We start from the raw sequence: 13,393 nt of genomic DNA on the forward strand, positions 1-13,393 counted from the left end.
GTTCCTTGGCGCCAAATTAAAAGAAATGATTGTAAAAACAGTCATTTGGCAGACCTGGCTGTAACATTAGCAAGAATTTGACGGCGCCTTGTATCGATTGCTTATAGGCGTACAACTCAAGCAGTTATAAGCAGCGGGTTTATTAGTTAGCTATCGACTTGAATCTTTCACCAGCCTTTCAATAGCTGTCTTAAAGCTGAGGGCGTGAAAGAAAAAACAAATTTCTTCGAATCTTGTGTGACCCATCACCGGGTTGCGTGCATCAGTACAAGTAACCAGCCGAACGGTAAGCCCAACCGACGGCACATCACTTGATTGGGCACTATTAGAGAGAAGATCCCATGACCGCCCCGCTCCGTATCAACGAAGCTCTTTTGATTGCCAACCACGCGTTCAAACCCTACCAATGCGTGGCTTGGGCGCCACAAGACGGCAACGGCGAACTAAGCCTGACCGTTATCGACCGGACTAACTCGCACATCGGCCGTACGCAAATCCCGAGCAGCGCTTACTCCGATCCGGCTCAGCTTGAACTGCTGTTGCAACAGGCTCGCGCCGAACTGAGCGAAGACGGTTACTTGCTGCAATCGTGGTCGATGCCACATTGATTCAAACCAAAGCGGATGACTTTCGAGTCATCCGCTTTTTTATTGCCCGTTAGAAAAAACCTATACCCCGCCGCACGTTGTACAACTTGCGCCAGTGCTTTTATCGACGAAGTACTTGGCAGGCTTGCAACTGGTTCCAAAAGACACTGTTCTGGCACAGTGCGACCCTCCACCTGTTATTTCTGTCAGTTGTACTGGCGCTGATTCAGAGGTTGAATGTTTCGCTCATGCAGTTACCCGCCCGGCCCCGGGCGCAGGTCAACTTGCAAGGAGAAGCATGCATGCCATCCCGGAACGCCTTTGCGCTACCGACACTCGCCACCGACAGCGGACAACTTGACCCGGACTTTGCCAATCGTGGCCTGGCTCAGGTGTATTTTGCCGGCAGCACATCGAGCATGACGCAAGGCCTGGCCCTGGATGCACAAGGGCGAGTGCTGGTAGCCGCCAAAGTCGGAACGGCTGACGGCAGCCATTTTGGTCTGGCGCGCCTGTTAGAGGATGGTTCGGCGGACTTGAGCTTCGGCGTGCACGGCAGTGTGATCGACCAGTTTGCCCGAGGCTTCGAAGCCACCGGTGGCAAAGTCCAGGTGCTGCCCGACGGACGCATTCTGTTGGTGGGCCTGCACTACCAAAACGACCGGCGCACCCTGCCCGCCCTCGCCATGTTCGACGCTTGCGGCCGGCCGGATACACGTTTTGGCGACAATGGCGTGCAAATCGTCCGCCTGCCCGGCGACCTGTCCATGGGGTCTCGCGATCCGTGGTTGCCACCGGGCGTTCCCGGTGCCGAAGCGTGCGATTGCGCGGTTCAGAATGACGGTCGGATTTTGTTGATCGCCAACCATCATTACGATTTTTCCGACCAGGTCGGCATGCTGATTCGCCTGACAGCGGATGGCCAACTTGATCCAGCCTTCAACGGCCGCGGCTTCGTGATGATTCGCCACCTGCTGCTAAATACCTGGCTCTGCAGCCTGACGCTGCAAAACGACGGGCGGATTGTGGTGGCAGGTTCTATCGACTTCCCGCAACAAGGTCTGTTAGCGCGCTATCTGCCTGATGGGCAACTTGATCAACGCTTTGCCGTGGACGGCTTCATGGCGTTTAAAGCCAACGGTCAAAGCGCTCAAGTCAGTCAGGTAGTGGAATCTGCCGGGCATCTGCAGTGCTTTGGCAGCAGCCGGGATCCGATCCGCTGCATGGCGCTGGCCGTTCACACTAACGGCCGCCCCGATTTGCACCATAACAATGGTCAGCCGCACCTGCTGGACATCGGCCCCAGCGGCTGCCAATGGACCGCCGCGCAACGCATGGGTGATGGTCGCATCGTCGCTGTGGGCGCAACTATCGGCGGTGTCGAGGCTGATTTTGTTGTCGCGCGATATTTGCCCAATGGCCGGCTGGATCCGCAGTTCGCCGAGGCCCGTGGCTGGTTACGCACGCGCCTGGGCCGCAGTCTGGATACCGCCACTTCGCTGGCTGTGCAGGCATCAGGCGGGATTCTGGTTGGCGGTTACTCGCTTGATGGAAAGTACCGGGCCGTCGTAGCGCGATATCTGAATCAATAATCAGAAACTTCCTACACTTGATCTTCCGCGGCGCTTACGGCAACTTGCGCGCTTCTTAAAACAAGGAGCAGCCGATGTCCGGTTCAATGGCCCAGGCCTTCGCGCACAACTTTCTCGGGCACTCGCCGCGCTGGTACAAGGCGTGCATCATCGGGTTCCTGATCCTCAATGCGCTGGTGATGTGGACCGTCGGCCCGGTCGCCGCCGGCTGGCTACTGGTGATCGAGTTCATTTTCACCCTGGCGATGGCGCTCAAGTGCTACCCGCTGATGCCCGGCGGCCTGCTGTTGATCGAAGCGCTGCTGCTGAAGATGACCACGCCGCAAGCCCTGTACGAAGAGTTGCAGCACAACTTCCCGGTGATCCTGCTGCTGATGTTCATGGTCGCCGGCATTTACTTCATGAAGGACCTGCTGCTGTTTTTGTTCTCGCGCTTGTTGCTCGGCGTGCGCTCGAAAGCGCTGCTGGCGCTGATGTTCTGCTTTCTATCGGCGTTTCTCTCGGCGTTTCTCGATGCACTGACCGTCACCGCCGTGATCATCAGCGCAGCGGTCGGCTTCTACTCGGTGTACCACCGCGTGGCGTCCGGCAACGACCCGCGTCAGGACAGCGAATTCAGCGACGATCAGCACCTGCCGAAGTTGCATCATGCAGACCTTGAGCAATTCCGCGCCTTCCTGCGCAGCCTGTTGATGCACGGCGCAGTCGGCACAGCGCTCGGCGGTGTGTGCACCTTGGTCGGTGAGCCGCAGAACCTGCTGATCGGCCATGAGATGGGTTGGCATTTCGCCGAATTCTTCCTCAAGGTCGCGCCGGTTTCGTTGCCGGTGCTGGTCGCCGGCCTGATCACCTGCGTGCTGCTGGAGAAACTGCGCTGGTTCGGTTACGGCACCTTGCTGCCGGACAACGTGCGCAGCGTGCTGGCCAACTACGCCGCTGAAGACAACGCCGAACGCACCCCACGCCAACGTGCTGCTCTGGTGGTGCAGGGTCTGGCGGCGCTGATCCTGATTGTCGGGCTTGCGCTTCACGTCGCTGAAGTCGGATTGATCGGGCTGATGGTGATTGTGTTGATCACGGCGTTTACCGGGATCACCGACGAGCATCGCCTCGGCAACGCGTTCAAGGACGCCATGCCGTTTACCTCGCTGCTGGTGGTGTTTTTTGCGGTGGTGGCAGTGATCCACGATCAACAACTGTTCGTGCCGTTGATCCAGTGGGTGTTGGCGCTGCCGGCGGATCAGCAACCGGGGATGCTGTTCATTGCCAACGGGTTGCTATCGGCGATCAGCGACAACGTCTTCGTTGCGACGATTTACATCACCGAAGTCAAACAGGCATTTGTGTCTGGCCACATGAGCCGCGAGCACTTCGAAACGCTGGCGATTGCGATCAACACCGGCACCAACTTGCCGAGCGTGGCGACACCGAATGGTCAGGCGGCGTTTCTGTTTCTGCTGACGTCGGCGATTGCGCCGCTGGTGCGCTTGTCTTACGGGCGCATGGTGTGGATGGCGTTGCCGTACACCGTGGTGATGGGGTTGCTGGGCTGGTATGGCGTGAGTTACTGGTTGTAAGGGCTGTAGGCACAGCCGATACAACTGTGGGGGCCAGCCTGCTGGCGATGGCGTTTTCTCAGGCGGTGGGGTTGTTTCTGGCTGGGTGCATATCCGTTGCTGCGGTTATGGCCGCTTAGGGTTCCGCCCTGACGGCGGGTCACCTTTTTCAAACGCCAAAAAGGTAACCCAAAAGGCTTTTCCCTGACGTTCGGCCCTCGCTGTGGCTCGGGTTCCTTCGCTCCGGGATCGATCCGGGGGCATCGCCTCCGGTTTGCTGCGCTGCACCTCCTCTCGATGTGTTTGGCTGCGCCAAACGGTCGCTGCGCTCCCACCCCGGATCACTCCCTCCACTCAGCCTGCCGACGGGCGCTCGAGATCAAGAGCGGTACTCGAGCTAACGCTCATTGTGTTGAGTGGTTAGAAGCGAAGTGCGGTTTTCGGGTGGACCTAAACCCTGTGGGAGCTGGCTTGCCAGCGATGGCCGCCTCCGAGCCGACCAATCTCTTGCAGATATACCCTGCTCCCACAATGGTTTTGGGTGGTGTCAGCGCGGGAGGATGTATTTCTCGATCGCTTGCGCCACGCCGTCTTCGGTATTGGAGCCAGTAACCACATCGGCCTGTCGCTTGACCGCTTCCTCCGCCTGACCCATGGCAATCGACAGCCCGGCGCAATGGAACATTGCCGGGTCGTTGCCGCCATCACCAATCGCGGCAGTCTGCGCCAGCGGGATGCCGAGATGTCTGGCAATGGTCGCCAGTGCGCTGCCCTTGTTCGCTTCCAGTGCCGTCACATCCAGATAAACCGGTTGCGAACGCGACACCTGCGCCTGGCCTTCGACTTTGGGCAATAGCTGCGCCTCAAGTTCGATCAGCAGATCGGTGTTGTTGCTGGTCGCAACGATCTTGTCGATGCGCTCAAGGTACGGCTCGAAGCTGTCGACCACCACCGGCGGATAACCGAGACCGTGCTGCTCGCGCGGCACCATCGGCCCGTGCGGATCTTTCAGCAGCCAGTCGCCGCCGCTGAATACCCAGATTTCCACCTCAGGTTTATCGGCGAACAGCGCCAATGCGGTCAGCGCTGCGGTCGCCGGCAAATAATGAGCGGCTAACAGACTGCCATCCGGATTGACGATGGTCCCGCCGTTGAACGCCGCCGTCGGCAGATCAACGCCCAAGGCTTCGATCTGCTGCAGCATGGCTTTCGGTGGACGCCCGGTGGCGAGGCTGAACAACACGCCCGCCTCACGCAACGAACGCACCGCATCAATCGTGCGCTGGCTCAGGCTGTGATCGGGCAGCAACAGCGTGCCGTCCATGTCGCTCAGCAGAAAACGGATCGGTTCGCTCATCCGAGACCATGCCAGACGCGACCATCGCGAGTCAGCAGTTCATCGGCGGCTTGCGGGCCATCGTCACCGGCGGCGTAGGTCTGCACGCTCGCATCCTGCTGCCAGGCATCGAGGAACGGCTGCACCGCGCGCCAACCGTTTTCGATGTTGTCGGCGCGCTGGAACAGCGTCTGATCACCGGTCAGGCAATCGTAGATCAGCGTTTCGTAGCCGGTCGACGGCTGCATTTCGAAGAAATCCTTGTAGGCGAATCCCAGCTCGATGTTGGCCATGTTCAGTGCCGGCCCCGGCCGCTTGGCCAACAGGTCGAACCACATGCCTTCGTTGGGCTGGATCTGGATGCGCAGGTAGGTCGGCTGCAATTCGTCGACCTCGGTATCGCGGAACTGCGCATACGGCGCCGGTTTGAAGCAGATGACGATCTCGGTGTCGCGCACGCTCATGCGCTTGCCGGTGCGCAGGTAGAACGGCACGCCGACCCAGCGCCAGTTGTCGATCATGACTTTCAGCGCGACGTAGGTTTCCGTCGTGCTGTCGGGCGATACGTTGGTTTCTTCGCGATAACCGGGCAGAGATTTGCCGCCGACTTCACCGGCGCTGTACTGGCCGCGTACCGAGTTGGCGCGCGCTTCCTCGGTGGTCCAGGGGCGGATCGCGCCGACCACTTTGGCCTTCTCGCCGCGCACCGCGTCAGCGCCGAAGGCCGCTGGCGGCTCCATCGCAACCATCGCCAGCAACTGGAACAGGTGATTGGGCACCATGTCGCGCAGCGCACCGGTGTGTTCGTAAAAACTGCCACGGGTTTCCACGCCAACGGTTTCGGCGGCGGTGATTTGTACGTGGTCGATGTAGTGGTTGTTCCAGAACGCTTCGAACAGGCTGTTGGAGAACCGGCTGACCAGAATGTTCTGCACGGTTTCCTTGCCCAGATAGTGATCGATCCGGTAGATCTGCTTTTCCGACATGACTTTGAGCAGGCAGGCGTTCAACGCTTCTGCCGTCTGCAAGTCGGAGCCGAAAGGTTTTTCGATCACTACCCTGCGGAAAGCGTCCGGGGTTTCTTCGAGCAGACCGGCGCTGCCGAGACGGCGCACCACTTCGCTGAAGAAACGTGGCGCGGTGGCCAGGTAGAACACCGCATTGCCGGTGCCGCTGGCGGCGATTTTCGCCGCCAGCGCTGAATAGGTGCTGTCGTCCAGAAAGTCGCCCTGGACGTAGCTGATGCCTTTGGCGAGCTTGGCCCACAAGGCTGGATCAAGTATCTGATCGCCCTTGCCGACCTTCGCTGCGGCTTCGGTACGGATGAAGTCTTCGAGCTTTTGCGCAAAGGCCTCGTCCGTGATGGCGTTGTGGTCAACGCCGATGATCCGCAGGCCATCGTCGAGCAGGCCGTCGCGACTCAGGTTGTACAGCGCCGGCATGAGCAAGCGCTTGACCAGATCACCGTGGGCGCCGAACAGAAACAGCGTGGTCGGTGGCGCGGGGTCTGCCTTGGATTTCCTGCGGATCGTGTGGGTCATTTTTTCGCGGTCTCCACATGGCCGCCGAAGCCGAAGCGCTGGGCCGAGAGAATCTTGTCGCCAAAGGTGCCTTGGCCACGCGAGCGGTAGCGCGAGAACAGCGAGTTCGACAGCACCGGAACCGGCACCGCTTGCTCCATCGCCGCTTCGATAGTCCATTGACCTTCGCCACTGTCGGCTACCGAACCGGAGAAACCGTCGAGTTTCGGGTCGCTGGCCAGCGCGTCAGCAGTCAGGTCGAGCAACCACGACGAAACCACGCTGCCACGACGCCAGACTTCGGCGATGTCGGCCACGTTCAGGTCGAAGCGCTGATCTTCCGGCAAGCGCTCGCTGGACTTGGTCTTGAGGATGTCGAAGCCTTCGGCGAAGGCGGCCATCATGCCGTACTCGATGCCGTTGTGGATCATCTTGACGAAGTGCCCGGCACCGGCCGGACCGGCGTGGATGTAGCCGTGCTCGGCGCGCTGGTCATCGGACTTGCGGTCCTTGGTGCGCGGAATGTCGCCCATGCCCGGAGCCAGCGCGGCGAACAGCGGATCCAGACGCTGCACAGTCTCGGCGTCGCCGCCGATCATCATGCAATAGCCGCGCTCCAGACCCCAGACGCCACCCGAGGTGCCGACGTCGATGTAGTGCAGGCCCTTTTCGGCCAGAGTCCTGGCGCGGCGGATGTCATCCTTATAGTTGGTGTTGCCGCCGTCGATGATGGTGTCGCCGGCTTCAAGCAGATTGCTCAGGGTTTCGATGGTGTCTTCGGTCGGCGCGCCGGCCGGCAGCATGACCCACACCGCACGCGGTTTGGCCAGGCCGGCGATCAGGCCGGGTAGATCAGCGACGCCGGTGGCGCCCTCGGCGGCCAGGGTCTCGACAAAGGCGGTATTGCGGTCGAACACAACGGTGGAATGACCGTTGAGCATCAGACGCCGTGCAATATTGCCGCCCATGCGGCCCAGTCCAATAATCCCGAGTTGCATGTGCTGATGCTCCTTACTACAAATAAAAGTGTGTCAAAGGTTATAGCCCAACGCGACTAATGGAGGTTAGTCCAGAGCACTGGGGTGAAGTTTCCGGGCATTGTGCCCGATCCAGACAGATAACGTCGGGAATCGTGCCGAAGACACACCGACCATGAGAAATAAAAAAGTTCCATTCATGGGCAAAAGAAATCAAAATCGCGGCCGATAGTATGTCAGCACCCGAAATCGGGGCTGATCTACAGTTGAGACAATCCATTTGCGAGGTGAGCAATGGGCACAGTACACACAGCAATCCAGCCACAAACTCTGTACGTCACCATCCGTCGCGATGAATTGCGTCAGTTGAAGGATGAACGCGATCAACTCAAGCACGAACTTGCGCAACTGCGCCAGCTGACCCAAGGCGCGCAACCGCAGCCCTTGCCGCGCGTACAGCGCGCGCCACACGCCTGATCTCCCCGCCCGCTTCGGGAACCGCCGACGCTGTTCCCGACATGCTGCACGCTTGGCAATTTCCGACAACTAACAAAGTTTTCACACTCGCTTTTCGATACTCTGGCGCATTCTGGCCGGGCGTATGCGCTCGGCCTTCGTTCGTCGGCTTCATGCTCTGGTTTTCCGGACGCGTCCGGCGGTAGGTGTGACGATTGAGCTGGAGTGCTGAATGGCATTGTTCAAACGCAGCAAAACGACTGCGACGGGTTTCGACTGGGCCGGGTTTCTCTGGCTGTTCGTGTTCTTCTGGTACTTCTCCGGCATCACCCAGCTACTGATCCAGTTGACCGGCACCTCAGGGTTCACCGGTTTCCGTCAGGCGTTCGTGATGAGCGCCGTCTGGCTCGCGCCGATGCTGCTGTTCCCGAAACGCACGCGCCTGATGGCGGCAGTGATCGGTGTGGTGTTGTGGGCCTGCTCCATGGCCAGCCTCGGTTACTTCTTCATCTATCAGCAGGAATTCTCGCAAAGCGTCATCTTCATCATGTTCGAGTCGAACATCTCCGAAGCTGGCGAATACATGACTCAGTACTTCGCCTGGTGGATGATTCCGGCGTTCCTCGCGCACACTGCATTCGCGTATTTCCTGTGGACCCGCCTGCGCCCGGTGTACCTGCCGCGTGGTCAAGCGTTTGTCGCCGCGATGGCAATTCTGCTGGCTGTGGTCGGTTATCCGCTGATCAAGCAAACCATGCGCACCGGCAGCCTCGCCGGCGGTTTCGAGAAGTTCGAAACCCGCATCGAGCCCGCCGTGCCGTGGCAGATGGCCGTGGCCTACCACCGCTACCTCGACACGCTGGCCGACATGCAGGGCATGTTGCACAGCGCGAGCAAGATCCCGCCGCTGCACAACCTCAAGGACGCCGGCGCCAATCAGCCTGCGACGCTGGTGCTGGTGATCGGCGAATCGACCAACCGTCAGCGCATGAGCCTTTATGGCTATCCGCGTAACACCACTCCTGAGCTGGACAAGCTCAAGGATCAGTTGTCGGTGTTCGATAACGTCATCACCCCGCGCCCGTATACGATCGAAGCGCTGCAACAGGTGCTGACCTTCGCTGACGAAGAAAATCCCGATCTGTACCTGTCGACGCCGTCGCTGGTGAGCATGATGAAACAGGCGGGTTACAAGACCTTCTGGATCACCAACCAGCAGACCATGACCAAGCGCAACACCATGCTCACGACCTTCTCCGAACAGGCCGACGAGCAGGTGTACCTGAACAACAACCGCAATCAGAATGCCGCGCAGTACGACGGCGATGTGATCGAGCCGTTCAACAAGGCCCTGACTGATCCGGCAGAGCGCAAACTGATCGTCGTGCATTTGCTCGGTACGCACATGAGCTACCAGTACCGCTATCCGCCGAGCTTCGACAAGTTCAAGGATCGCCAGGGTGTGCCGGCCGGTGTGCGTGACGATCAAGTGCCGACTTACAACAGCTACGACAATGCCGTGTTGTACAACGACTTCGTGGTGTCGAGCCTGATCAAGGATTACGCCAAGTCCGATCCGAACGGTTTCCTGTTGTACCTCTCCGATCACGGTGAAGACGTGTTCGATTCGGTCGGCCACAACACGCTGGGCCGTAACGAAAACAAACCGACCGCGCCGATGTACACCATTCCGTTCATGGCCTGGGCCTCGCCGAAATGGCGCGAAAACCATGACTGGAGCTTCGCTGGCGACCTTAGCCGACCGTACAGCAGCTCGCATCTGATTCACACCTGGGCGGACATGGCCGGTTTGAGTTTCGATGAACTGGACCACAGCAAAAGCCTGGTCAGCGACAGCTTCAAGCCACGTCCGTTGATGATCGGCAACCCCTATGAGCGTCAGCAGCGGCCGTTGATCGACTTCAGCTTGATGAAGCCTAAACCGCCTGCTGAAGCGACCACTTCGGTGGTTCAGCAGTAACTCAAAAAGAGGCCGGAAACGGCCTTTTTTTACGCTTGCGCGACACACAGAAATAACAATATTTCTCGTTTGATACTAAATCGCATCCATACGCTTCGTCTTTGAACAAACGGAATTTTTCCCTCGAAGACAAGGAGTCGGCTGCGATGTTCGCGCCCATCACCCGTTCCATGACCCTGACCCTCGGCCTGTGCAGCGCTGCGCTGAGCCCTGAGTTGCTGGCTGAAACCGACGCCGAAAAACGCCAGGAGCCAGCGGCCCCGGCGCTGGAACTGGCGTCCACCAGCGTCACCGCCCAAGGGCTTGGCACCACCACCGAAAACACCGACGCCTACACCACCGGCGCCATGAACAGCGCAACGCGGCTGAACCTGTCGATCAAGGAAACCCCGCAGTCGGTGTCTGTGGTCACGCGCCAGCAGATGGACGATTTCAAACTCGGGACATTGTCCGAGGCCATGAGCCAGACCACCGGCATCGTCGTCCAGCATCTGGATTCGGATCGCGTGAGCTATTCATCACGGGGTTACGAGATCGACAACTTCCAGATCGATGGCATGCTCAATACCTTCAGCCGCATGAAATCTGACTCCGACACGATCATCTACGACCGCATCGAAGTGGTCCGCGGCGCGACCGGCCTGACCACTGGCGCGGGTGATCCGTCGGCCACCATCAACATGGTCCGCAAGCGCCCCACCGCCCAGTTGCAGGCGCTGGCCGGCGCAAGCGGCGGCAGTTACGACGATTACTACAGCTACGTGGATGTCGGCGGGCCGCTGGCGTTCGACGGTCGGTTGCGCGGGCGCAGTGTGCTGGCCTATCGCGACAGCAAGTCGATTCGCGACCACTATGCGCAGCAGCGCGAGGTCGGTTACGGGATTCTCGAAGCCGATTTGACCGACAGCACAGTGTTAGCGGTGGGTTACGACTATCAGGACAAACAGGTGCAGGGCACCGCGTGGGGCACGATTCCGTACTGGAATGCCGAGGGTGGCAAGGCTGGCCTGGGCCGCTCGACCAACATGGCCACGTCCTGGAGTTCCTGGCCGCTGCGCGACAAAACCGCATTCGCCACGCTGGATCAGCAACTGGCCGCTGGCTGGCATCTGAAAGCCGCGTACACCCATCGCAAAAGCGACAGCGACGGCAAGACCTACTACGGCGGTGGCGGTTTCCCCGAAGCTGACCGCAGCGGCATGAGCGCCTACATGGGCCACATGATCGGCGATCAAAGCATGAAGGCTTACGACTTCAATCTGGCCGGTCCCTACTCGCTGTTCGGTCGTGAGCACGAATTGATGTTCGGCTACGGTGAAGCCGAGCGCCGCGAGAACTCTCCGTACACCGTCGATGGGCCGGTGCCGGCGGGTTACGGTCAGATTCGCGACTGGAAATACATGGGCGACATCGCCAAATTTCCTGACACGGTCACGGGCCTGACCGGCTCCAAAGCCAGCACGCGGCAGAAGGCCGGCTATCTGGCGACGCGCCTGAGTTTCACCGATGACCTGCACGCGGTGCTCGGCAGCCGTTACGGCAGCTGGGAAGGCTCGAAAACCGACAACAGCTACAACGCCAACCTGCAACTGAGCGGCGTCGATACCACCCGCCAGCAACACAACGACATGTGGACGCCTTACGCCGGTCTGCTTTATGACCTGACGCCCGAGTACACCGCGTATGTCAGCTACACCGACATTTTCAATCCTCAGGAGCAGCGAGACGCCAGTCGCAAATACCTCGATCCGATTGTCGGCAGCAACTATGAAGTGGGTCTCAAGGGCAGCCTGCTGGAGGAGCGTCTGAATCTGTCCACGGCGGTGTTCTGGAGCAAGCAGGACAACGTCGCCGAAGTCGACGACTCGGTGGCGCCGGACCCGGTGACGGGCGAGGAGTTCTACAAATCCGGCGGCAAGGGCAACAAGGTCAACGGCTTCGAAGCCGAAGTCTCCGGCGAAGTGCTCGACGGCTGGAACATGACTGCCGGGTACACCTACACCCACTCGGCCAACGGCGAGAAACAGCGCAGCAACACCAATCAGCCGCTGAACATGCTGCGCCTGTCCACGGCTTATCGCCTGCCGGGCAACTGGCACGCACTGACGGTAGGCGGCGCGGTGAATTGGCAAAGTGAGGTTTATGGCAATTCCAACCGCCCGGTGGGGCGTGGCGCTAACGGGCGGATCATCACCGAACGCGCGCGCATCAGCCAGGACGCCTACACCGTGGTCAAGCTGATGTCGCGGTATGAATTCGACAAACACCTGTCGGCTTCGCTGAACGTCGACAACCTGTTCGACAAGAAGTACTACGACAACGTCGGCTTCTACAACGGCGTGTTCTGGGGCGATCCGCGCACCGTCACGCTGAGTCTCGACTGGAAGCTCTAAGCCTCGCCTCGCCCTGCGCGCGCGGCGTTCGTCCGGTTTCCGTAGGAAACAATCAGTAAAACCTACACTGAACGGGCATTAACCCCGAGTTAATGCCCTCGGTGGACACTGCGCCCCGAGACCTTGATTCATGGACGAAAGGCTCCGACATTTTTTCGTAGGAGGCACCATGAAAACCACGACTGCAATCCTTGCCGGTCTACTCACCCTCGCATCGGCCAGCGCTTTCGCTGAAGGCGGCGCCGAGCGCATGCGACATCACTGGGAAAACTTCCCGGTCCATTCCGCGCAAACCCAGACTGACAGCAGAGCCAGTGAGCTACGGGTTCCGGACGACCAGACCGCCCAAGTGACCGAGTCCTACCGACCTGATTGAAACGCTTTACCGATGAACCTTCGACGGCTCCGCTCTGGCCTCGGAGATGACAGTTTGGCGCCCTTCTGGGGCGCCTTTTTTATGCCTGCAGATTCTTGATCCAGAACAGCATGCGCCCGTGATCCGGGTCGAACATGCCCGCCGCAAAGCCGAACTTGGCATAAGACCCCTGAGCCACGGCGTTACCTTCGAGCACTTCCAGAGTGATCTTGCAGCAGCCGCGTTGGCGGGCGATCTCTTCGACTTTTTCCAGCATCTTCTGACTCAGTCCCAAGCCGCGAAACTTGCTCACTACTGCCAGGTCATGCACGTTGACCAGCGGCTTGCAGGCGAACGTCGAAAACCCTTCGAAACAGTTCACCAGCCCCGCCGGCTCACCGCCGACAAATGCCAGAACACTGAAGGCATGCGGCCGCTTGGCCAGCTCCTCCGGCAGCCGTTGCAGCAGCTCAGGCGCCAGCGAATGACCGCCGCCAAACGGGTCTTCAGCGTAATGATTGAGCACCACGCCGATGGCTTCGGCATGCACTGGATTGGTGTAACTGGCTTGCAACACGAGTATCTCAGCGGAATCCATTTCCAACCTCTAACGCACGGGCCCCGGCGCGCTCGATACGCG

General features: G+C 59.7%; 11 protein-coding genes. 7 read left to right on the top strand and 4 right to left on the bottom strand.

Translation table 11 applies throughout. The features are described 5' to 3' along the window. The first annotated feature begins 341 nt into the window (after positions 1–341). The 3 genes from ACP7BN_RS00850 to nhaB all read left to right on the top strand — a co-directional run bounded on the left by ACP7BN_RS00850 (position 342) and on the right by nhaB (position 3,756). Positions 342–608, top strand: coding sequence for a hypothetical protein (locus ACP7BN_RS00850; RefSeq protein ID WP_420649846.1), 267 nt, complete (start codon positions 342–344; stop codon positions 606–608). 281 nt (positions 609–889) lie between these two features. Continuing rightward, entirely contained in the window at positions 890–2,179 is a 1,290-nt protein-coding gene (locus ACP7BN_RS00855; protein ID WP_426200885.1) for a hypothetical protein, read from the top strand. A 74-nt stretch (positions 2,180–2,253) separates the two neighbouring features. Then, complete coding sequence (gene nhaB, locus ACP7BN_RS00860) at positions 2,254–3,756, top strand: sodium/proton antiporter NhaB (RefSeq protein ID WP_426200887.1); 1,503 nt, start codon at positions 2,254–2,256, stop codon at positions 3,754–3,756. A gap of 526 nt (positions 3,757–4,282) precedes the next feature. Here nhaB and ACP7BN_RS00865 read toward each other — a convergent pair. From ACP7BN_RS00865 to gnd, 3 genes are read right to left on the bottom strand one after another with little or no spacing between them, the layout of a single operon-like run. After that, positions 4,283–5,092: an HAD family hydrolase gene (locus tag ACP7BN_RS00865; RefSeq protein WP_426200889.1), complete on the bottom strand. Its 810-nt coding sequence runs from the start codon at positions 5,090–5,092 to the stop codon at positions 4,283–4,285. After that, positions 5,089–6,612 (bottom strand): glucose-6-phosphate dehydrogenase, encoded by a 1,524-nt coding sequence (zwf, locus tag ACP7BN_RS00870; RefSeq protein ID WP_426200891.1) that lies wholly within the window; start codon positions 6,610–6,612, stop codon positions 5,089–5,091. The genes ACP7BN_RS00865 and zwf overlap by 4 nt, the downstream gene beginning before the upstream one ends. Next, positions 6,609–7,589: a phosphogluconate dehydrogenase (NAD(+)-dependent, decarboxylating) gene (gnd, locus tag ACP7BN_RS00875; RefSeq protein ID WP_426200893.1), complete on the bottom strand. Its 981-nt coding sequence runs from the start codon at positions 7,587–7,589 to the stop codon at positions 6,609–6,611. The genes zwf and gnd overlap by 4 nt, the downstream gene beginning before the upstream one ends. 273 nt (positions 7,590–7,862) lie before the next feature. Between gnd and ACP7BN_RS00880 the strand changes: the two genes are divergently transcribed. The 4 genes from ACP7BN_RS00880 (at position 7,863) to ACP7BN_RS00895 (ending at position 12,774) form a co-directional block, all read left to right on the top strand. Further along, positions 7,863–8,045, top strand: coding sequence for a DUF6026 family protein (locus ACP7BN_RS00880; protein ID WP_420649852.1), 183 nt, complete (start codon positions 7,863–7,865; stop codon positions 8,043–8,045). Between the two features lie 211 nt (positions 8,046–8,256). Then, entirely contained in the window at positions 8,257–10,005 is a 1,749-nt protein-coding gene (locus tag ACP7BN_RS00885) for a phosphoethanolamine transferase CptA (protein WP_420649853.1), read from the top strand. 146 nt (positions 10,006–10,151) lie between these two features. After that, positions 10,152–12,398, top strand: a complete 2,247-nt coding sequence (locus ACP7BN_RS00890) for a TonB-dependent siderophore receptor (RefSeq protein WP_426200895.1) — start codon at positions 10,152–10,154, stop codon at positions 12,396–12,398. A gap of 169 nt (positions 12,399–12,567) precedes the next feature. After that, positions 12,568–12,774, top strand: a complete 207-nt coding sequence (locus ACP7BN_RS00895) for a hypothetical protein (protein ID WP_420649855.1) — start codon at positions 12,568–12,570, stop codon at positions 12,772–12,774. Positions 12,775–12,853: 79 nt separating this feature from the next. Here ACP7BN_RS00895 and ACP7BN_RS00900 read toward each other — a convergent pair whose 3' ends face one another. Then, entirely contained in the window at positions 12,854–13,351 is a 498-nt protein-coding gene (locus ACP7BN_RS00900; protein WP_426200897.1) for a GNAT family N-acetyltransferase, read from the bottom strand. Between the last annotated feature and the right edge of the window lie 42 nt (positions 13,352–13,393).

The sequence above is a fragment of the Pseudomonas sp. TWP3-1 genome (genome assembly GCF_049896625.1).
Taxonomy (GTDB): Bacteria; Pseudomonadota; Gammaproteobacteria; order Pseudomonadales; family Pseudomonadaceae; genus Aquipseudomonas.